This window comes from Plantibacter sp. lyk4-40-MEA-4 (assembly GCF_030209415.1).
Lineage (GTDB): Bacteria > Actinomycetota > Actinomycetes > Actinomycetales > Microbacteriaceae > Plantibacter > Plantibacter flavus_A.
The window spans coordinates 417,479-437,536 of sequence record NZ_JARVSA010000002.1; the positions used below are offsets into that span (position 1 = coordinate 417,479).

General features: G+C 70.1%; 14 protein-coding genes. 6 read left to right on the forward strand and 8 right to left on the reverse strand.

Annotation, left to right across the window (positions count from 1 at the left end):
- Nucleotides 1-55 precede the first annotated feature (55 nt).
- Both QRN44_RS04045 and QRN44_RS04050 read right to left on the reverse strand, forming a co-directional pair.
- Complete coding sequence (locus QRN44_RS04045) at nt 56-5,734, reverse strand: PKD domain-containing protein (protein ID WP_285038331.1); 5,679 nt, start codon at nt 5,732-5,734, stop codon at nt 56-58.
- Between the two features lie 214 nt (nt 5,735-5,948).
- Nucleotides 5,949-6,587, reverse strand: a complete 639-nt coding sequence (locus QRN44_RS04050) for a hypothetical protein (RefSeq protein ID WP_153303382.1) — start codon at nt 6,585-6,587, stop codon at nt 5,949-5,951.
- Nucleotides 6,588-6,815: 228 nt separating this feature from the next.
- Here QRN44_RS04050 and QRN44_RS04055 point away from each other — a divergent pair, with 228 nt between their 5' ends.
- The 5 genes from QRN44_RS04055 to QRN44_RS04075 all read left to right on the forward strand — a co-directional run bounded on the left by QRN44_RS04055 (nt 6,816) and on the right by QRN44_RS04075 (nt 10,996).
- Nucleotides 6,816-7,859 (forward strand): glycosyltransferase, encoded by a 1,044-nt coding sequence (locus QRN44_RS04055; protein ID WP_071259750.1) that lies wholly within the window; start codon nt 6,816-6,818, stop codon nt 7,857-7,859.
- The gene (locus QRN44_RS04060) at nt 7,856-8,836 is read left to right on the forward strand and encodes a glycosyltransferase family 2 protein (RefSeq protein ID WP_285038332.1); all 981 of its coding nucleotides are present in this window, start codon (nt 7,856-7,858) and stop codon (nt 8,834-8,836) included. Before QRN44_RS04055 ends, QRN44_RS04060 begins: the two co-directional genes overlap by 4 nt.
- Nucleotides 8,833-9,555: a polysaccharide deacetylase family protein gene (locus tag QRN44_RS04065; RefSeq protein WP_285038333.1), complete on the forward strand. Its 723-nt coding sequence runs from the start codon at nt 8,833-8,835 to the stop codon at nt 9,553-9,555. The genes QRN44_RS04060 and QRN44_RS04065 overlap by 4 nt, the downstream gene beginning before the upstream one ends.
- A gap of 146 nt (nt 9,556-9,701) precedes the next feature.
- Complete coding sequence (locus QRN44_RS04070; protein ID WP_064294253.1) at nt 9,702-10,172, forward strand: FAD synthase family protein; 471 nt, start codon at nt 9,702-9,704, stop codon at nt 10,170-10,172.
- Nucleotides 10,173-10,273: 101 nt separating this feature from the next.
- Nucleotides 10,274-10,996: a polysaccharide deacetylase family protein gene (locus QRN44_RS04075; RefSeq protein WP_175116358.1), complete on the forward strand. Its 723-nt coding sequence runs from the start codon at nt 10,274-10,276 to the stop codon at nt 10,994-10,996.
- Nucleotides 10,997-11,095: 99 nt separating this feature from the next.
- On the opposite strand, the gene pip is transcribed toward QRN44_RS04075, so the two are convergent.
- From pip to recQ, 4 genes are all read right to left on the reverse strand, one after another.
- The gene (gene pip, locus QRN44_RS04080; RefSeq protein ID WP_285038334.1) at nt 11,096-12,055 is read right to left on the reverse strand and encodes a prolyl aminopeptidase; all 960 of its coding nucleotides are present in this window, start codon (nt 12,053-12,055) and stop codon (nt 11,096-11,098) included.
- 133 nt (nt 12,056-12,188) lie between these two features.
- Nucleotides 12,189-13,076, reverse strand: a complete 888-nt coding sequence (ypfJ, locus tag QRN44_RS04085; protein ID WP_121291646.1) for a KPN_02809 family neutral zinc metallopeptidase — start codon at nt 13,074-13,076, stop codon at nt 12,189-12,191.
- 90 nt (nt 13,077-13,166) lie between these two features.
- The gene (locus QRN44_RS04090; RefSeq protein ID WP_285038335.1) at nt 13,167-15,248 is read right to left on the reverse strand and encodes an acyl-CoA dehydrogenase family protein; all 2,082 of its coding nucleotides are present in this window, start codon (nt 15,246-15,248) and stop codon (nt 13,167-13,169) included.
- A gap of 161 nt (nt 15,249-15,409) precedes the next feature.
- Complete coding sequence (recQ, locus tag QRN44_RS04095) at nt 15,410-17,404, reverse strand: DNA helicase RecQ (protein WP_285038336.1); 1,995 nt, start codon at nt 17,402-17,404, stop codon at nt 15,410-15,412.
- A 208-nt stretch (nt 17,405-17,612) separates the two neighbouring features.
- On the opposite strand from recQ, the gene QRN44_RS04100 reads away from it, so the two are divergent.
- Nucleotides 17,613-18,272 (forward strand): fasciclin domain-containing protein, encoded by a 660-nt coding sequence (locus QRN44_RS04100; protein WP_064294247.1) that lies wholly within the window; start codon nt 17,613-17,615, stop codon nt 18,270-18,272.
- 325 nt (nt 18,273-18,597) lie between these two features.
- Here QRN44_RS04100 and QRN44_RS04105 read toward each other — a convergent pair whose 3' ends face one another.
- Nucleotides 18,598-19,257, reverse strand: coding sequence for a copper resistance CopC family protein (locus tag QRN44_RS04105; protein ID WP_285038337.1), 660 nt, complete (start codon nt 19,255-19,257; stop codon nt 18,598-18,600).
- Nucleotides 19,257-20,024 (reverse strand): YcnI family copper-binding membrane protein, encoded by a 768-nt coding sequence (locus tag QRN44_RS04110; RefSeq protein ID WP_285038338.1) that lies wholly within the window; start codon nt 20,022-20,024, stop codon nt 19,257-19,259. Before QRN44_RS04110 ends, QRN44_RS04105 begins: the two co-directional genes overlap by 1 nt.
- Nucleotides 20,025-20,058: the final 34 nt, after the last annotated feature.

Here is a 20,058-nt window from a genome sequence, read left to right on the forward strand (position 1 = left end):
GCACGTCGAACGGCCGGCCGTCCCGAAGGACGACCGGCCGTTCACCCGCGGTGGACTAGACCGTCGGCTTGACGAGGTACTCGTCGAACCGGGCGATGATCGGCCCGTTGGTCGCGGTTCCCGAGATGTACTGGCTCAGTCCGACGGTGCCGGGAGCCTGCAGCGCCGCCGTCGAGTCGACGCTCGTCAGCTGCCAGTTCGTCGGTTCGGTCGTCCCGGCCGCCCAGACCTTCGCACGCACCGTGGTGGGCGAGGTGCCGAACACCTGCAGACGGACCTGCAGCTGCTGGCCGGGGACGTACACCAGGTCGGCGATGTTCACGGCGGACAGGGTGGTGCCGCCCTGCAGGAGCTGCAGTTGCACCCCGCTGTTCGAGCGGATCCACACCCGCGCCGCGTAGTTCGCCGAGCCGACCTGACGGCCGATCACCGAGACGTAGTTGCCGCCGCCGGTCGGTCCCTGATCGAACGAGACCTTCACGCTGCTGTCGGAGCTCGTCTGGCTCACGCCGTTGAGCGTGGTGGCCCGGGTCTGGCCGGCCGGGGTCGTGATCACGGCCTTGCCGTCGGCGAGGCTGAACGCGGACGGGTTGTTCGCCGGCGTCCAGGCGCCACCCGCCTCGGCCGTCCCCCACCCGGCACCGGCCGGACGCTCGAAGGCGTCCTGCGCGGTGGCCGGAGTGACCGGGGGCACGACGACCGTTCCTGCCACGGTGACCTGCTTCTGGGTCGCCGCGGTGGCGCCGGCGTTGTCGGTCACGGTCAGCGTCACCGTGAAGGTGCCGTCGGCCGCGTAGGTGTGGCTCGCGGTCGCTCCGGTGGCGGTGGCTCCGTCTCCGAAGTCCCAGGTGTACCCGGTGACGGTGCCGTCGGTGTCGGTTGATCCCGATCCGTCGGTCGTCAGGGCGAGGCCGGTCACGCTCGTCGTGAAGGCGGCGGTCGGTGCGACGTTCGGCGGCGGCGCTTGCACCGTGACCGTGCTGGTCTTGGTGGCGGAGGCTCCCGCGTTGTCGGTCACGGTGAGCTTCACCGGGTACGCCCCTGCAGCCGCGTAGGTGTGACTCGCGGTGACGCCCGTCCCCGAGGTGCCGTCCCCGAAGTCCCAGACGTAGGACGCGATGGAGCCGTCCGAGTCGGTCGACGTCGAAGCGTCGAAGGAGGCGGTCAGGAACGTCGCCGCCTGCGTGAACGCCGCGGTGGGCGGCACGTTCGCCGGCGGCGCCGTGACCGAGCCGGAGGGCTGCGCGATCAGGTTGCCGAAGCGCGTCACCACGGTGCCGCCGGTGGCGGTGCCCGAGATGTACGAGCGGAGGCTCACCGAGCCGGCCGCCTGCAGGGCAGCGGTGCTGTCCGTGGCCGTCAGCTGCCAGGCGGTGGGCTCGGTCGATCCGATCGCCCAGACCTTGGCCTTGAGCTCGGTCGGCGAGGTCCCGACGGCCTGGAACCGGACCTGCAGCTGGGTACCGGGCAAGTAGGTCAGACCGTCGATGTTCACCGCCTTGAGGATCGTGTTCCCGTTCATCAGTTGGAGCTGCACGCCTTGGTTGTTCCGGATCCAGATCCGCGCGGCGTAGCTGTCGGCGCCGACGACGCGACCCATGACCGAGGCGTAGTTCCCGCCGCCGGTCGAGCTCTTGTCGAAGGACAGGCGGACCTGCGTCTCGGTGTCCGTGGCGCCGGCCGTGGTCAGCTTGGCTGTCCGCGTGAGGCCGACTGCGGTCGAGATGAGACCGCTGCCACCCGCCACGGAGTAGTTGGACGCCGCGTCGAGGGTCCAGGCGCCTCCCACGTCGGCGGAACCCCATCCGCCGGTGACCGAGCGGGCGAAGGTGTCCTTCGCCAAGACGGTCGCCGCGGGCGGAGCCACCACCGTGACGGCCTGCGAGGTCGTCGTACTGGCCCCGCCGTTGTCGGTGACCGTCAGCGCGAGCGTGTACGTCCCACCGGCGGCGTAGGCGTGTGCCGCCGTCGCACCCGTACTGGTCGCGCCGTCACCGAAGTTCCACGCGTAGGAGGCGATCGTCCCGTCCGGGTCGCTCGACGCCGAGCCGTCGACCGTGACCGTGAGGCCCGATGCGGTCGGGGTGAAGGCGGCGACCGGGGGCTGGTTCACCGGGACGGTCGTCACGACCGCCTGGCTCGTCTCTCCGAGGAGCCCCTTGTCGTCGGTCACCGTCAGGTGGACGGTGAAGGAGCCCGCCGAGGCGTACGTGTGACTCGGGTTGACGCCGGTCCCGGTCGTGCCGTCGCCGAAGTTCCAGGCGTACGAGGCGATCGTTCCGTCGGAGTCGCTCGATGCCGAGGCGTCGAACTGGACCCCCAGGTTCGCGACGGTCGCGGTGAACGACGCCGTGGGGGCGACGTTCGGTGCGACGACGGTCGCCGGGTGCTGCAGGGTACCGGTTCCGCCGCGGTTGTCGGTCACCGTGAGCGTCACCGTGTAGGTGCCGGCCGCGGCGTAGGTGTGATCGGTCGTCACGCCGGTGCCGGTGGTGCCGTCGCCGAAGTCCCAGGCGTAGGACGCGATGGTCCCGTCGGAGTCGACCGAGCTCGACGCATCGAGGTGCGCGGTGAGGTCGGTGTTCGTGACGGCGAAGCCGGCGGTCGGAGCGACGTTCGGCAGGATGCCGAGCCCGAGGTCGTGGTGCTGGGTGACCTGCGCCGCGGTGAGCGGCTGCGCGTAGACGGCCACCTCGTCGATGCGTCCGGTGAAGGTGCCGGCCGTTCCACCCCACGTCGTGTCGGAGCCCACGCGCCAGTACCCGGTGTAGTCCTGGGCACTCGTCTGCGGGTTGGTCCCCTGGAGGACACCGTCGACGTAGAGCTTCATGCCCGCCGACGACTGCTGTGCCACGACGTGGTGCCAGGCCCCGTCGTTGTAGGCGGACTGGGTCGTGATCGTGTTGGTCTGACCGGTCCAGGTGCCGAAGGTGAGCTGGCCGCCGTTCTCCATGTAGATGTGCCGGTCGTAGCCGCCGGAACCGCCCTGCTGGTTGGAACCGAAGCCGACGATCTTGCCACCGTTGGTGGTCGTGGTGTTGAACCAGGCCTCGAGCGCGTAGCTCGTCGGGTTGGAGTAAGCGGTGTCGCTGGCGACACCTGCCCCATCGGGACCGAACTGTGCCGAGCGGTTCCCGGCGACGCCGGCGAGCGCACCGTTCTGGTCCTTCCCGACGGCACCGTAGTAGGTGGCGGGGCTGTCGTTCCGGCCGGAGTCCTTCGCCGTGGCGCCGCTCGTCTCATCGAAGCGCCAGTAGGACGTCGGGTCGAGGTTGAACACCGCTGCACCGTAGGCGTCGGTGGGAGCGGCCGGGACCGGCGAGGTCCGGCCGGAGGCCACGTAGTGGTTCACGATCGTGTCGCGGTCGAGGACCGTCGGGTAGATCGCGGTGTCGTCGATCGCGCCGGCGAAGTAGTCGCTCGAGCGCGAGCCCGGCCAACCGCCGAGGTTGTCGCCGCCGACCCGCCAGTAGCCGGTGAAGTCCTGGCCACTCGTCGTGTCGGTGCGGCTGTCGAGCTTCTTGCCGTCCACGAAGAGCTGCATGCCGTTGGCGCCGAGCGTCGCGACCACGTGGTGCCACTCGCCGTCGTTGTACGCCTTCGAGGACTGGACGGTCCGGACGGTGCCCGGGTAGACACCGAACATCAGGCGCCCGTCGTTGTTCATGAAGATCATGCGGTCGTAGTTCCCGGAGGTCCCGGTGGAGTTCCCGCCGAAGCCGAGGATCTTGCCGCCACGGTCGGTGGTCGTCTTGATCCAGGTCTCAGCGGTGAAGGTGTTCGGTGCGTGCTGCGCGGTCGTGGTCGCGGCGGCGCTGTCGCTCGTGCCGGCGAACGTGGTCGCGGTCGTGTTCGAGCCGATGATCGCACCCGCCGTCCCGCGCGTCGTGTTGCTCGTGAGCGTCAGGTCGTCGCCGGTGGCCCAGTCGTAGCCGGTGGTGCCGCTGGCCTCGCCGAGCGGCCAGAACGACGTGGGACCGGACGCGAGGACGGCCTGCGCGTAGGCCGAGGTGGAGCCGTCGGCGGACACGGTCACCGGGACGTTGTCACTCATCGTCGAGTTGCCGAGCGGATCGGTCACCTTGACGCGATAGTTGACGGTCGTCCCCGGCGTCAGGCCGCTGTCGGTGTACATGAGGTTGCTGACCTTCCAGAAGGTCGAGCGCACGGACTTCGTCATGATCGGCGTCGCCGTCTGGTTGTTGCGGATCAGCTCGTACTTGAGGAGTTCGTTGTCGCGGTCGTTGTTCGTCTTCCAGGAGACGCGCACGGTGCCGCTGGCGAGCGAGACAGCGGTGACCGGGAACGCACTCCCCTTGAGCTTCGGACCCTCGAGGTTCGGTGCGACCGCCTTCGTCGCGAACCGGACCAGTCCCTGCTGCGACTTGTTGTTGACGGCGAGGAACTCCCCGCCGTAGACGACGTAGTTCGTGCTCGCCGCGACGCTCCACGGACCCTGGTTCTGGTTGGTCGCGGTACCGGGGGTGAAGTCCGGGAACCAGCTCAGGATGCTCGGCGTCGGTTGACCGGCGTAGTTGTAGTAGCCGTACGGGTCTGCCGTGGCCGTGCCGGTGGTGGTCTTCGAGAACGCCAGTGCGTTCTGGAAGGTCCACGGCTGGGTCTGCGGGAAGCCGCCGATGTTCCCGCAGTAGTGCGGGTGGCCGGCGATGTAGACGGCGTCGCCGTGCGAGGCGACCGAGTAGGAGTCGCCGTGGCAGTCCTCGACCCAGTTCATGTCGCCGTTCGCCCAGCCGGCGTTGAAGGCCCCCTCGAGGTTGCCCCCGGAGCCGAAGACGTAGCCGGTGCCGTAGACGTTGTTCGCGTCGCTCGTGAGCGAGTAGATCGCGGCGTTGGCGCCGCCGTTGCGGATGAGGCCGTTGACGTTCCACGGGAGGAGCGCACCGGCGGTCGCGTCCACGGCGCCGAGGCCGTAGCCGGGGTTGCTGCTGCCGTTGAGCGTCGTGAACGCTCCGCCGAGGATCACCTTGGACTGATCGGGCGCGATCGCGAGGGCGCGGACGACGCCGCCCTCGGTGACGGGCGCCCAGGGCAGGAGGGCACCGGCGTTCGTGAACGCCGCCGCTCCCTTCCTGGTCTGGCCGCCGGCGTTGGTGAATCCGCCACCGACGTACACCGTGCTGTTCGTCGCTGCGACGCTGTAGGCGATGTAGTTGAGTGCCGGGGCGAAGGACTTGAGGGCGCCGGTCGCCGTGTCGAACGCGGCGATCCGCGTCCGATCCTGCCCGTTGACCTTCGTGAAGCTACCGGCGACGTAAAGGGTCTTGCCGTCAGGCGAGGCTGTGACCGCCTTGACCTCGGCGTTGAGGACCGGAGCGAACGAGTTGATGAGCACGCCGGTGGTGAGGTCGTACGCGAGCAGGTAGGTGCGGTCGACCTCGCCGACGCCGGCTGCGTTGCCGGCCGGACGAGCCTTCGTGAAGGTGCCGCCCGCGTAGACGGTGTTCCCGACGACGACCTGCGACCACACGGTCTTGTTGATCTGCACCGTGGGCAGCGCGTCCGCCGAGACCGTCGATGCCTCGCCGGCGCCCTGGGGGACCGTGTCGGCCACCGCCGGAGCCGCCGTCGCGGTGAACGTGAGCAGCGCGGCGAACACCGCGCCGATCACGCCGAGCGCCACGGGCTTCTTCAACTTGGACGGGACGCCGCGGGCGTCGTTACGGCTCGGCGCGTGCGCGCTCGGTCGATCCTGGGATCGCAGAAATCTGGACACGGGTTCTCGGGTTTCGCTGGAGGCGGGCTCGGGGCGCGACAGAACTCCGCGGACGGGCCGAGGGGTGCGATCGTGTTTCGGATCCACGATCGCCGGCCAGGTGCAGGGGTGCCTCGCTCGTGAACCATAACGCGGGGGGCATCAGGGGCGTCACCCCCAAAACAGGTCCGATTTCACGGGGATCCTGCGGGGGTCAGCGCGGATCCGGATCGGGTCAGCGGGGAGCGGTGACCTGGAACACGGCCGCGGGGACGCCGGCCTGGTAGTCGACCAGGATCGTGACGTCGTCCCGCTGCTCGACGGGCACCGTGAAGACGAACGTGGCCGTCGCGGTGTCCCCCGCCGCCACCTCCGGGTCGAAGGGCGCGGCGCCGGGTTCGGTGAGAGGCTCCGCCGGCACCCGGTCGGCTCCGGAGAACGCCGTGACGACCACCGAGCTGAGATCGATGCTGGCGTCGGTGGCGTTCTCGATCGTCGCCGTGAACCGGACCGCGGGTCCGGCTGTCTCGCCCGGGGCCTTCGCTTCGCCGTCGACCGCCTCGAAGTCGCCCAAGGAGACGGTCACGCCGGGCACGATCTCCACGGGTGCGTCACCGGCGACCGGGTCACGTTCGGGGAGGGCTTCGGCCGGGTCGGTGATGATGGGGCTCGGCGTGGGCGTGCCCGTGATGGCGGGCGGGTTCACGACGTCGCCGGTGCCGACGCGGTTGGCGTTCACCGCGAACACCACGACCACGGCCACCACCGCGACGACGACCGCCGCGAGCACCGAGATGACGACCATCCGGCGTCGGCGCCGCGGGTCGGGCGTGCTCGACGTGGGGGTCTGCTGCTCTGCTGCCGGCTCGCTCACGCCCGTACCTCTCCTCGACGACGGCCACCCGGCGCTCGATGCCCCGAGTGTACTGCCTCGGCTCCGTGCGCGGCCTCGTCCGGCTCGCGACCCCGGCCGCCGCTCATGTCACAATGGCTCACACCACCCGACGCCTCCCCGATCTCGCAGCGAACCCTCGGCTACCGAAAGGCACCGACGAACGCCGAGCGCGACCGATGCACCCGAGCACCGACCCCTGGAGGGTTCATGAGCGGACACCTGACCGTCCTGCAGCAGTTCCCCGTGCCACGCCCCACGACGAACCCGTATCTGGTGATGCTCGCCGACCATCTCCGCGCGGTCCCCGGGGTCTCGGTGCAGAACTTCACCTGGAAGGGCGCGCTCCTCGGGCGGTACGACGCGTTCCACATCCACTGGCCCGAGATCCTCGTGTCGGGGCACACCCCGCTGAAGCAGTTCCTCCGCCAGTGCCTCACCGTGCTGCTCATCGTCCGGCTCGCGGTCACCCGGACCCCGATCGTCAGGACGGTGCACAACGTCGAACTCCCGCAGGACATCTCGCGGGTCGAGATCACGCTGCTCCGCCTCATCGACCGACGCACGGACTTCCGGATCACGCTCAACGAGACGACGACCCTGCCCGAGGACCAACCGTCCATCCTGATCCCGCACGGCCACTACCGTGAGTGGTTCGCCCGTCACCCGCGCGCTGCACAGCAGGACGGCCGGTTCGGGTACTTCGGGCTGATCCGCCGCTACAAGGGTGTCGAAACCCTCATCGAGGCGTTCCGTTCCGCGGTGTCGACGACCCGCGGACTCTCGCTCCGCGTCGGCGGCAAGCCGTCGACGGCGGAACTCGCCGACACCCTCACCTCGCTGGCCGGCCGAGAGGACGACGTCCTGCTCGACCTCCACTTCCTCGGTGACGACGAACTCGTGGACATCGCGACCTCGTCGGAGCTCGTGGTCCTCCCGTACCGGTTCATGCACAACTCCGGCAGCACGCTGGCCGCCCTGTCGCTGGACCGCCCGGTGCTCGTGCCGGACAACGCCGTGAACCGACTCCTCGAAGCCGAGGTCGGGCCCGGTTGGGTCCATCGGTTCTCCGGCGAGCTCGATGCCGAGGCACTGCTCTCCGCGATGGAACACGTCCGCGCCACAGCGCGCGGCCCGGTGACGTTCGTCGACCGTGATTGGGATCTCGGAGCCGCACGACACGTCGAGGCCTACCGACGGGCCATCGCCGCCCGACGCGGAGCTCCGGCGCCCACGGCCGGGGCCGCGCGATGACCGGGTCGTCCGCAGGCAGGCCCGACGCCCGTACTGCCGAGGTCCGCCTCGTCGTCGGCATCCTCACCTTCCGACGCCCGACAGCCCTTGCCGCGAGCCTGCCGAAGGTGCTGGAGCAGACCCGGTGGCTCCGCGATGCCGACGCGGCGGTCGTGAGCACCGAGGTGCTCGTGATCGACAACGACCCCGCGGCGAGCGCCAGGGAGGTCGCCGGGTCGACGGCGGGCGTCCGCTACGTGGTGGAATCGACACCGGGCATCGCGGCGGCGAGGAACCGGGCGCTCTCCGAGGCGGACCCGGCCGAGCTCCTCGTCTTCATCGACGACGACGAGGAACCGGGCGAGCACTGGCTGCTGCCCATCGTCGAGACGTGGCGGGCGACGGGCGCTGCGGCGGTCATGGGTCGCGTGCAGTCGCACCTGCCGGAGGGCACCGACCCGTGGGTCGTCGCGGGCGGGTTCTTCGACCGCGTGCAGCGCCCGACGGGCACCGTCATCGGCGAGGCCGCCGCCGGGAACCTGCTCCTGGACCTCGACCAGGTCCGCGCACTCGGCGTGCGGTTCGAGTCGAAACTCGAGCTCGGCGGTGGCGAGGACACGCTCTTCAGCAAGCACCTCGTCGGGCGGGGCGGGCGGATCGTCTGGTGCAACGAGTCCGTCACCCACGACTTCGTCGAACGGGACCGAGCGACGAAGCGCTGGGCGTTGCAGCGCGCGTGGAGCCATGGCAACACCAGGATCACGGTGGAGCGGTACTTCGCGTCGGGGCGCCGTGACCGAGCGCGGATCCGTGTGGTCGCGGCGGTGGGTGGTGCCGCTCGGGCCGCGGTCGGTGTCGCACGTTCCGTGTTCGGGACGCTCACCGGCTCGCTCCATCACCGGGCGCGCGGCGCGCGAGCCATCCGGAAGGGTGGCGGCATGTTCGTCGGCGCCTTCGGCGTGGTCTTCCGCGAGTACGCGCGGGACGAGCGATCATGAGCGGTCTCGGATCACGGCTCAAGGATCGTGTGAAGCGGTCGCTACCGGCCCTGGGCTCGATCATCGAGGTCGAGACCTCGACCCCCACCGTCGTGTTGACCTACGACGACGGGCCGCACCCGGTCGGTACGGACGGCGTCCTCCGATCCCTCGCCGACGCCGGGGCGACCGCCACGTTCTTCGTCCTGCTGAGCAGCGCTCGCCGTCACCCGGAGCTCATCCCGCGGATCACCGCGGAGGGGCATGAGATCGCCCTGCACGGTGTCGACCACCGGCGTCTCACGGCGTTCACAGCTGAGCAGGTCACCCGGCGCACCGTCGACGCGAAGCACGAGCTCGAGGACCTCGCCGGCACGCCCGTCCGATGGTTCCGGCCACCGTACGGGGCTCAGCATCTCGCGACCTGGCGTGCCATCCGCCGGGCCGACCTCGAATCCGTCCTCTGGTCGGCGACCACCTGGGATGCGCGCGCCGTCGCCGCCGAGGAGCGCGTCGCCCACGCCCTGGCCGACTGCCGCCCGGGGACGATCCTGCTGGCGCACGACGCCTTCGCCGGACCGGCCGACGGTGTCGACGACGGAGCCGAGCCCGAGGTCGACCGCGGGGCGCTCACCGCGACCCTGCTCGCCGAGTTCCGGGCGCGAGGCTGGGTCGGCCGGTCGCTCGCCGATGCGCTCGTGCACGGTCGACCGGTCAAGAGCGCCGTCTTCTCGTCCTGAGCCCTGTCCGGGTGCCACTCGAAAGTGGACTCGGCAAGCCGTGATGCCCCTCATAGGCTCGCAAGTGGCCCGATGGACGTGCCGAGCACCGGAGTCGATCCAGCCGGCTCCGTGCGCACACCACACGAGCACGCCAGGGGGCGAACATGACCGATCGAAGCACCGTCGGACGCGTGGGCTACGCCGCAGGGGCCTTCGACCTCTTCCACGTCGGTCACCTGAACATCCTGCGCCACGCCAAGAGCGCGTGCGACTACCTCATTGCCGGCGTCGTCTCGGATGAGCTGCTCCGCACCCGCAAGCGCATCGAGCCCGTGGTCCCGCTGACGGAGCGTCTCGAGATCGTCCGCCACATCGGCTTCGTCGACGAGGCCGTCGAGGAGACCTGGGACGACAAGCTCCAGGCGTGGGACGCGCTCCGGTTCGACATCTTCTTCAAGGGCGACGACTGGCGCGGGACCGCCGAGGGTCTCCGGCTCGAAGCGGAGTTCGCCAAGGTCGGCGTCGAGGTCGTCTACTTCCCGTACACGATGAGCACCTCGAGCACGGCACTCCGTCGTGCCCTCGCCCAGCTCGAGGAGCAGCGCGAGCTCGACACGACGCTCGTCCAGGCCTGACACCCGCGCTCCCTGCGCCCGTTCCGCCGCCGCGGCCACGCTCCCGTTCGCCACGACAGCGAGGTACTGTTGGACGGATCGACTCACAGGGCGGTGGACACATGACGAAGGCTCGGCAGGCGTTGCTCGCCCGGCTCACCGGCTCGCTGCCCGTCCACGGTTCGATCGTCGGCGTCGCGACCGAGGAGCGGACGGTCGTCATCACCTACGGCGACGGCCCGAGCCCCGACGGTACGCCGGGGGTCCTCGACGCCCTCGCCGAGGCCGGAGCGACCGCGACGTTCTTCGTCCTCGTCGGCCGCGCGCGGAAGTACCCGGAGCTCCTCGAACGCATCGTCGCCGGTGGGCATGAACTCGCGCTGCACGGCGACGACCACGTTCGCCTCACCGACTTCTCCGAAGAGGTCGCCTACCGGCGCACCCTCGCCGCCAAACAGGAGCTCGAGCAGCTGAGCGGCCAGCCGATCGAGTGGTTCCGGCCGCCCTACGGCGCGCAGAGCATCGAGACGTGGCAGGCCGTCAAACGAGCCGGCCTGCAGACCGTGCTGTGGACCGCGACCGCGTGGGACGTCAAGGACGTCGGCGAGCACGAGCGCGTCGCCCACGCCGTCCGGCACTGCCACCAGGGCTCGATCCTGCTCGCCCACGACGGCTTCGCCGGCCCGGCCGACGGCGTCGACGACGGCCCGGAACCCGAGGTCGACCGCGGTGCGCTCGCAGCCGAGCTGCTGAGCGGGTTCGCCCGCGAGGGCCTCGTCGGCCGATCGCTCGGCGAAGCGCTGCGCGAGGGCAAGGCCGTCCGCCGGGCCCGCTTCACGGAATAGCCGCCAGCGGCTCCGGCGCCCCTGAGCCGCCGCCGGTCCCTGAGCCGCCCCCGGTCCCTGAGCCTGTCGAAGGGCGTCATCAGCGACCGGAACAGCCCCTCAGTCCTTCGCGAACCGGTCCGTCGCGTCGATGAGCGCCGACAGGATGCCCGGCTCGTCGAAGGCGTGCCCCGCGTCGGGGACGATCGTGAAGTCCGCCTCCGGCCACGCCCGGTGCAGGTCCCACGCGGTGAAGACCGGCGTGCACATGTCGTAGCGGCCCTGGACGATCACACCGGGGACTCCGGCGAGCTTGCCGGCGTCACGGATGAGCTGCTCGGGTTCGAACCAGCCCTTGTTCGTGAAGAAGTGGTTCTCGATGCGCGCGAACGCCACCGCGAAGTGCGGGTCGGTGAAGCGCGCGACGGTCTCCGCCTGCGGGAGCAGCGTGATCGTCGACGACTCCCACCGCGACCAGGCGACGGCCGCCGGCCCGTGGACGGCCGGGTCCTCGTCGAACAGCCGCCGGTGGTAGGCCTCGATGAGGTGGCGGCGCTCACCGACCGGGATCGGCTCGAGGTAGCCCTCCCACAGGTCGGGGAAGACCGCGGAGGCACCACCCTCGTAGAACCAGTCGAGCTCGGCGTCACGCAGGGTGAAGATGCCGCGGAGCACGAGCTCGGTGACGCGCTTCGTGTGCTTCTGGGCGTAGGCGAGCGCGAGCGTCGACCCCCAGGACCCGCCGAACACCATCCAGCGCTTGATCTTCAGCGCCTTCCGGAGCGTCTCCAGGTCGGCGACGAGGTGCCAGGTGGTGTTCGTCGACAGGTCGGCCGCCGGGTCGCTCGCGTGCGGCGTGCTCCTGCCGCAGCCGCGCTGGTCGACGAGGACGATGCGGTAGCGCTTCGGGTCGAAGAGCCGACGGTGGACGGGACTCGTCGCACCGCCAGGGCCACCGTGGAGGAACACGACGGGCTTGCCGTCGGGGTTGCCGGAGGTCTCCCAGTACAGCGACTGCCCGTCGCCGACGTCGAGCATGCCGGTCTCGTACGGCTCGATCTCGGGATACAGCTCAGCCATGCGGTCCACTTCCTCCTGCGTTCACGACATGTGTCTCACCTAGCATGCCGCACCCATCGCCCCACAGCTCGCGAGGGGTCCCGAATGGTCGGCCCGGCACCGGCGGAACCCACCATTCGGGACCACTCGCGGGCTAGAGCTGGTCGGCCGACACCGAGAAGGTGTCGCAGGCGGACGGACCGGACTGGTACCCGGTCATGAACCAGCGCTGGCGCTGCTCGGCCGAGCCGTGGGTCCACGCTTCGGGGTTCACCTGGCCGGTCGCGGCCTCCTGGATGCGGTCGTCACCGACGGCCGCCGCGGCGCTCAGCGCGTCGTCGATCTCCTGCTGGGTCACGGGCTTCAGGAAGGCGACCCCCTTCGCGTCCTCCGTGTCCGACGCCGCGGCGACCCAGGCACCGGCGAAGCAGTCGGCCTGGACCTCGATCCGTACGGAGTCGGAGGCGGGCCCGGTACCGCTGCGATCGGCGCGGTCCATGATGCCGGTGAGCGCCTGGATGTGGTGCCCCCACTCGTGGGCGACGACGTACATCTCGGCGAGCGGTCCGCCCGACGCCCCGAAGCGGTCGCGCAGTTCGGCGTAGAAGCTGGTGTCGATGTAGATGGTCTGATCCGGAGGGCAGTAGAACGGGCCGGTGGCGCTCGTGGCGGCCCCGCAACCCGTGTTCGTCTGCTGATCGAAGATGATGAAATCGGCCGGCGAGGTGTAGTCGGCACCGAGCGCGGGCAGCTCCTCGGCCCAGTAGGCGTCGAGCGACGAGTAAGCACCACCCATGCGGCAGTCGACGCTCGCGTTCGCGTCGGCGCCCGTCTGGCACTCGTCGGAGAGCTGGGTCTCCTCCTGCTGGCCCCCGCCGACACCCGCGCCACCGAGGATGCCCGACACGTCGACCCCGAGGAACTGCGAGATGAGGGCGATCACGATGACACCGACCGCGCCACCACCGACGGCGATGCCGGTCGTGCGGCCCCGTCGCTTGACCTTGTTCCCGCTGATGTCGGCGTTGTCGTTGAACGTCATGTCGGCACCCTATCGCGCAGCGTGAGGTGAGGCATATCGTCGCCCGCCCCTTGCGCGGGCGACGATTGGCCTCCCGTCGACCGGCTGGGGTCAGCGGGACTTCTTCGTGAGCGTCTTCTCGTCGACGGGTGCGTCGCCCGAGGCGCGGAGGGCGGCGAAGTAGTCGGCGGCCTCCTGCTGACGCTGCGCCTCCTGGCCCGTCGCGATGGGTGCCCGCACGTGCTCGGGCGCGAAACCGAACGCCTCGACGAGATCGAGGGCGTGCGGACGCAGCCGGGAGATGAGGCGGTCGACGTAGGCGCTGACGGCCTGGCCGCGCTGCGGCGAGAGGCGCCCGTGGATGAGGTACCAGGCGAGGTGCTTCTCGATGAGCGAGAGCCCGAAGAGGTCGTGCACCCAGGTCAGTACCTGCTTCGTCCCGGGATCCTGGATCTGCTCGACACCCTCGGTGAACGCCTCCCACTGCAGGAGCTCGCCATGGGCGCGCGCCGCCTCGATGAGCTCGTTCTGGTGTGCGTTGAACAGGTCGGACGCGGCCTGCTTCGAGAGCTTGTTCGCGCCGCGCAGCTTGGTCGCGACCTCGGCGATCATCGACTCGACGCGCTCGGTCAGCAGCTCGCGTTGGACGTTCGTGTCGCGCAGCTGGCTCACCGAGCGTGCGGTGGACCCGAAGTCCTTCACGGTCTGCGCAAGGCTCCGGAGTCCGCTGCTGTGGACGGCGCGGTCGGTCGCCTGCTCGACGACGTAGCGGGCGAGCGCACCGGCGTCGACCTTCGCGAACTTCCGGCTGTAGTCGGTGAGGAGACGCTTGGCCACGAGCTGCAGCAGCACGTTGTTGTCACCCTCGAACGTCGCGTAGACGTCGAGGTCGGCGCGCAGGCCGGTGAGGCGGTTCTCCGCGAGGAAGCCGTTGCCACCGCACGCCTCGCGCGCCTCCTGGAGCGTGTCGAGCGCGTGCCAGGTCGACAGCGGCTTGAGGGCCGCCGCGAGCGTCTCGAGGTCCTGACGGTCGTCATCCGAGTCGGCCTTGCCGCTGAACACCTCGTCGAACTTCACGAGCAGCCGGTCGTGGGCGAAGATCTGCGCGTACGTCGTCGCAAGGCGCGGCAGGAGCCGGCGCTGGTGGCGCTGGTAGTCGAGGATGACCTCCTCCTGGGTGTCGCTGCCCGCGTTGAACTGCCGACGCTCACTGCCGTAGGTGATCGCGATCTGGAGGGCGAGCGCGGAGGCCGACGTCGCGGCCCCGTCGAGGGACACCCGGCCCTGGACGAGCGTTCCGAGCATGGTGAAGAAACGACGCCCGGGGCTCTTGATCGGCGAGGAGTAGGTGCCGTCCTCGGCGACGTCGCCGTAGCGGTTGAGGAGGTTGGTGCGTGGCACGCGCACGCCGGTGAAGTGGAGCCGGCCGTTGTCGATGCCGTTGAGCCCGCCCTTCAGGCCGTCGTCCTCGCCGCCGATCCCGGGGAGGAACGCACCCTCGTCGTCGCGGATCGGCACGTAGAAGCAGTGCACACCGTGGTTCACGCCCTTCGTGATGAGCTGCGCGAACAGCGTCGCCGCCTTCCCGTGGACCGCCGCGTTGCCGAGGTAGTCCTTCCACGCCGCGCGGAACGGGGTGTCGATGACGAACTCCTGGGTCTCCGGGTCGTACGTCGCGGTGGTCGCGATCGAGGCGACGTCGGAGCCGTGACCGGACTCCGTCATCGCGAAGGCACCGGGGACGTCGAGGTTCATCGCGCCGGGTAGGAACGCGTCGTGGTGCGGCTCGGTGCCCAGGTGCAGGATCGCCGCACCGAAGAGACCCCACTGCACACCGGACTTGATCTGGAGGGACGGGTCGGCGAGGACGAGCTCCTCGAAGCCGGCGATGTTGCCGCCGTGGTCGTCGGCGCCGCCGAGGCGCTTCGGGAACGCCTTGTGCACCTGACCGTTCTCGACGAGGAGCTTGAGCTGGTGGAAGACGCGGTCGCGGTGGTCGTCCATCGACTGGCCCTCGATGCGCTGCATCTCCGGCTTGGCGGCGAGCGCCCGGGACGCGAGACGGGCCTCAGGCCAGGTGCCGAGCAGCTGGTGCGCCAGCGCCGGGACATCGATCCGCGCGTCGGACGGCGCCACCTCGACCGTCGCTGCCGTGCTGCCGCTGACGCTCGTCCGGATCGCTGTGTCGACCATCGCTGTGTCCTGCCTTTCACCCATGAAAACCTCCCACAATGGTAGGACTGTCATAACGATGGGTGAAAGCGCCTGTGGGATGTGGACAAGGGCCCGCCCGATCGTCGTCTATCGACTTGGTCCTCCCCCACAGCTGTCGCAGCTGGCTCTCAGGAGCGGCGTCAGGCGTTGGCGGCGACGACCTCGATGAGCGCTTGCCCGTAGGCGTCGAGCTTCTTCGCGCCGATGCCGCTGATGCCGTCGAGCGCGCCGAGCGAGTCGGGCTTCGCGGTCGCGACCTCCCGCAGAGTCGCGTCGCCGAAGACGATGTAGGCGGGGACGCCCTGCTCCTTCGCCACCCCGGCCCGCCAGGCACGCAGGGCCTGGAACAGCTCGGCCGCGGCGGGCTCGAGCTCGGCGTTCGCGCTCGACGAGCGGGAGGACGACCTCGACGAGGAGCGTGCGGCACGTTCCGGCTCGCGACGCATGGCGACCGGCCGGTTCCCCGCGAGCACCTCGGCGCTCCCCTCGGTGAGGCCGAGCGTGCCGTACTCACCGACCGTGGCCAGGAGGTCGCGTGCGAGCAGCTGACGGACGACGCCGCGCCATTCCTGGTCGCTGAGGTCCTCGCCGATGCCGAAGGTCGCGAGTTCGTCGTGCCGCTGCTGGGCGACGCGGTCGGTGCGCTTGCCGCGGAGGATGTCGATGATCTGCCCCGCACCGAAGGTCTGGTTGCGCTCGCGCTTCAGGCGCACGATCGTCGAGAGGAGCTTCTGCGCCGGCACGGTGCCGTCCCAGGTGACCGGGGGTTCGAGACAGGTGTCGCAGTTGCCGCACCGCGTGGAGGGCTGACCGAAGTAGCGCAGCAGGTTGACCCGGCGGCAGTCGACGGTCTCGCAGAGGGCCAGCATCGCGTCGAGGTGGGCGCTGAGATTGCGCTGGTGCGCGAGATCGCCCGGCGACTCGGCGATCATGCGCCGCTGCTGGACGACGTCCTGCAGACCGTACGCGAGCCAGGCGATGGACGGCTCGCCGTCTCGCCCCGCGCGGCCCGTCTCCTGGTAGTAGCCTTCGACGCTCTTCGGGAGGTCGACGTGGGCGACGAAGCGGACGTCCGGCTTGTCGATCCCCATGCCGAAGGCGATGGTCGCGACCACCACGACGCCGTCCTCGCGGAGGAAGCGCGACTGCGCCGCGGCACGCACGGAGGCGTCGAGTCCGGCGTGGTACGCCACGGCGTCCACCCCGTTGTCGCGCAGCAGCTGTGCCGTCTGCTCCACCGTCTTCCGACTCAGGCAGTAGACGATCCCCGCGGTGCCGGCCGGCTGCTCCTTCACGAACGCGACGAGCTGCTTGCGGACCTCGTTCTTGCCGACGATCCGGTACTGGATGTTCGGGCGGTCGAAGCTCGACACGAAGTGCTTCGCCTCACCGAGGTGGAGGCGCTGCGTGATCTCCTGGTGCGTCGCCTCGGTCGCGGTCGCCGTGAGTGCGATGCGCGGGACGTCGGGCCAGCGTTCGGCGAGCTCGCCGAGCATGAGGTAGTCGGGACGGAAGTCGTGCCCCCACTGCGACACACAGTGCGCCTCGTCGATCGCGAGCAGGGCGATGGTGCCCTGGCCGAGGAAGCGCCGGGTCGCCTCGGAGCTCAAACGCTCGGGCGCGACGTAGAGGAGGTCGAGCTCGCCCGCGAGGTAGGCCTGTTCGACCCGGGAGCGCTCAGCCGGATCCTGGGTCGAGTTGAGGAACGCGGCGCGGACACCGACGGCGAGGAGGGCGTCGACCTGGTCCTGCATGAGGGCGATCAGTGGGGAGACGACGATGCCGGTGCCCGGCCGGAGCAGGGCGGGGATCTGGTAGCAGAGGCTCTTGCCCCCACCCGTCGGCATGAGGACGACCGCGTCGCCGCCGCTGGCGACCTGCTCGATGATCTGCTGCTGCTCACCGCGGAACGCGTCGTACCCGAAGACCGTGTGGAGTGCCTCCTGCGCCGTGGCGAACTTCTGGCCTGCCGCACGCACCGCCACCACAGGCGGAGCGGCGGGAGCCGAGGTGACAGCACCGCTCCCCCAGGCGACGCCACCGCCGAGATACGCGTCGTCGGGCGGCGGGGCGTCGAAGTCGTCGGGAGCGTCCGCGTCGTCCGGGATCCAGTCGGGTTCGGTGCTCCAGCTCATCCGTCGATCGTAGCCGCAGCGGCTGACACCCCGGTGCCCCTCCACAGGAACGGATCCGAAGAATTTCGCTCCTCTTAATGCGCGACCCCGTTCGAGTCGCGATCGGATCTTTTTCCAAACCACCCCCGAGGGGGCTCCGAAGTGTCATCGAGGGCCGGTTCTGAGAGGCACTCGACAACCGGTCCAAACCTCATCAAAGGAGAATCACATGCGTACCATCAAGCGAAACCACATGGCAGTGCTCGCACTCGCCGCCGTCGCGACCTTCGGCCTCGCCGCCTGTTCCAGCGGCTCCAGCTCCGACAGCGGTTCGTCGATGGAGCCGAGCTCCGCTCCCTCCGAGTCGAGCATGACCTCCGACCCCGCAGCGGACCTCGTCGGCTCGGGCTGCGCCGCCTACGCCGAGGCTGTCCCGGACGGTGCAGGCTCCGTCGCCGGCATGTCGGCCGACCCCGTCGCCGTCGCCGCGTCGAACAACCCGCTCCTCACCACGCTGACCGCTGCGGTCTCCGGCCAGCTGAACCCCGACGTCAACCTCGTCGACACGCTGAACGGCTCCGAGTTCACCGTCTTCGCCCCGGTCGACGACGCGTTCAAGAAGATCGACGCCGCCACGATCGACAGCCTCAAGACGCCTGAGGGTGCCGCGACGCTGACCTCGATCCTCACGTACCACGTGATCCCCGGCCAGATCGCTCCGTCCGACATCGACGGTGAGCAGACCACCGTCGAGGGTGGAACCGTCAAGGTCGAGGGCTCGGGTGACAACATCACCGTCAACGGTGCCAAGGTCATCTGCGGTGGCGTCAAGACCGCCAACGCGACCGTGTACCTCATCGACTCGGTGCTGATGCCGCCGGCAAAGTAGCCGACCGCGGGTTCACCCGCACGCTACACCGGTAACACCGACAGCCCCGTCATCCTCTCGAGGATGGCGGGGCTGTTCCGTTGTGTCGGGACCCTTCGACAAGCTCAGGGACCGGAACGTGTCACCACCCCCGGTCACTGAGCCTGTCGAAGTGCCCACGAGACACCTCACCAGCCGAGAGCACCACCGACCGGACCACCCTTCGACGAGCTCAGGGACCGGAACGTGGTGGCGTCCAGGGGCCGGACGGGAAGCACCCAGTGACCGGGAGGGTGGCGCCCAGGGACCGGACTGGGTAGGGCTCAGAGTCCGGGCGGGGTGCGACTCAGGGCGCGGAGGTGTCCGTGCCCTGGTCGTCCGAGACGGGCTCCGGCTTCCGCCGGGTCACGAGGAGCACGCCGATGCCGGCGATCAGGACGACGCCGATCGCGCCGACGATCCACCACACATCGCCGCTCAAGCCGCCGTCGGATGACGACTGCGGCTCGACACCGCCCGCCTCCGACGAGGGCTCGACCGTGGAGGCACCGCCCGTCGCGCACGCGGGCTTCGCGCTCCCCGTCGCGAGTTCCTGGCCCTCGGCCGGCGCCCACTCGAAGGTGTAGCTGCCCGACAGCGGGTGGCCGTCGGTCGAGACCAGCTGCCAGACGACGGTGTACTCGCCGGCTTGCCCGAGCTGCAGCGGCATGACGAGCGCCGGGCCGTTCACGGCTGCGCAGGCGGTGCCGTAATACAGCCGCTCGTCACCGGGACCGGTCACCTGGATCTGGTTGGACTGGCCGGCTTCCCCGAGGTCGAGCAGGTTGTCGTTCGTCGTGATGACGAGCTGCTCCGGCTGCTCCGTGATCGTCGACCCCTCGGCCGGCGTCGTCGAGATGATGCTGTTGTGCGCTGAGGCCGGCTGGGCCACGGCGAGCACCGCTGCGACCGCGAGGAACGCGGTCGCAGCGGTGCCGACGAGACGGCGACGGCGGGAGACCGTCATCAGGCCTGGCGCTTCGCGTCGGACGCTGCGCGGCGTGCGGAGGCAGCGATGACGATGCCGGCGGCACCGACGACGAGACCGGCGATGCCGAGCACGCGGCCCAGCACGTCGGTGCTGCCGGCGTCGGTCGCGGCGGCGGCCTCGGTGTGGTCGCCGTCACCGTCGTCGTCAGTGGCGGCGCCACCGTGGTGGTCGCCGGCCTCGGCAGCGGTCACGACGACGACCGGCGCCGGCGACTCGAGGTCGTCCTCGGTCTGACCGTCCTTCGCGACCTCGGTCCAGTCGGTCTGGCCGACCTCGCAGGTCTGCGTCACCGGGAAGACGAGCGTCTTGCCCTCGGCGTCGGCCGGCAGCTGGACCTGGAAGGAGACGGTGTCGCGGTAGCCGTCGGCGAGCGGCGTCTTGGCCGTGTAGACGACCGTGCCGACACGCTCGGCGAGCTGCTCACCGTGGCTGTCGGTGATGGGCTTCGCGAGCGGGGCCATCTGCTTGTCGATGGTCCAGTTCGGGTTGACCGTCGGCGTCACGGCGTTGATCTCCTCGGGGATCTCGAAGGAGAGACTCGTCGTGGGCGAGCCGTCGCAGCCGTGACCGACGGCGAAGCTCAGCACCGTGTAGGAGCCGGCGGCCGTGGAGGTCGGCGTGACGCTGACGTGGGCGCTGGCGGCCAGCGGTGCGCCGACCGCGAGGAGCGCTCCGGCGCCGATGGCGACGGCACCGAGTACGGCGGGCTTGCGGAAGGTGGGGCGGGGGGTGGTTGCGTTCATGATCGTCCTGTCGACTGATCCGCACGGCGTCGAG

Excerpts from the sequence above, each read along its gene's own strand:
- QRN44_RS04055 (WP_071259750.1), top strand. The coding sequence starts at position 6,816 with ATGAGCGGACACCTGACCGTCCTGCAGCAGTTCCCCGTGCCACGCCCC.
- QRN44_RS04060 (WP_285038332.1), top strand. The coding sequence starts at position 7,856 with ATGACCGGGTCGTCCGCAGGCAGGCCCGACGCCCGTACTGCCGAGGTC.
- QRN44_RS04065 (WP_285038333.1), top strand. The coding sequence starts at position 8,833 with ATGAGCGGTCTCGGATCACGGCTCAAGGATCGTGTGAAGCGGTCGCTA.
- QRN44_RS04070 (WP_064294253.1), top strand. The coding sequence starts at position 9,702 with ATGACCGATCGAAGCACCGTCGGACGCGTGGGCTACGCCGCAGGGGCC.
- QRN44_RS04075 (WP_175116358.1), top strand. The coding sequence starts at position 10,274 with ATGACGAAGGCTCGGCAGGCGTTGCTCGCCCGGCTCACCGGCTCGCTG.
- pip (WP_285038334.1), bottom strand. The coding sequence starts at position 12,055 with ATGGCTGAGCTGTATCCCGAGATCGAGCCGTACGAGACCGGCATGCTC.
- ypfJ (WP_121291646.1), bottom strand. The coding sequence starts at position 13,076 with ATGACGTTCAACGACAACGCCGACATCAGCGGGAACAAGGTCAAGCGA.
- QRN44_RS04090 (WP_285038335.1), bottom strand. The coding sequence starts at position 15,248 with ATGGTCGACACAGCGATCCGGACGAGCGTCAGCGGCAGCACGGCAGCG.
- recQ (WP_285038336.1), bottom strand. The coding sequence starts at position 17,404 with ATGAGCTGGAGCACCGAACCCGACTGGATCCCGGACGACGCGGACGCT.
- QRN44_RS04100 (WP_064294247.1), top strand. The coding sequence starts at position 17,613 with ATGCGTACCATCAAGCGAAACCACATGGCAGTGCTCGCACTCGCCGCC.
- QRN44_RS04105 (WP_285038337.1), bottom strand. The coding sequence starts at position 19,257 with ATGACGGTCTCCCGCCGTCGCCGTCTCGTCGGCACCGCTGCGACCGCG.
- QRN44_RS04110 (WP_285038338.1), bottom strand. The coding sequence starts at position 20,024 with ATGAACGCAACCACCCCCCGCCCCACCTTCCGCAAGCCCGCCGTACTC.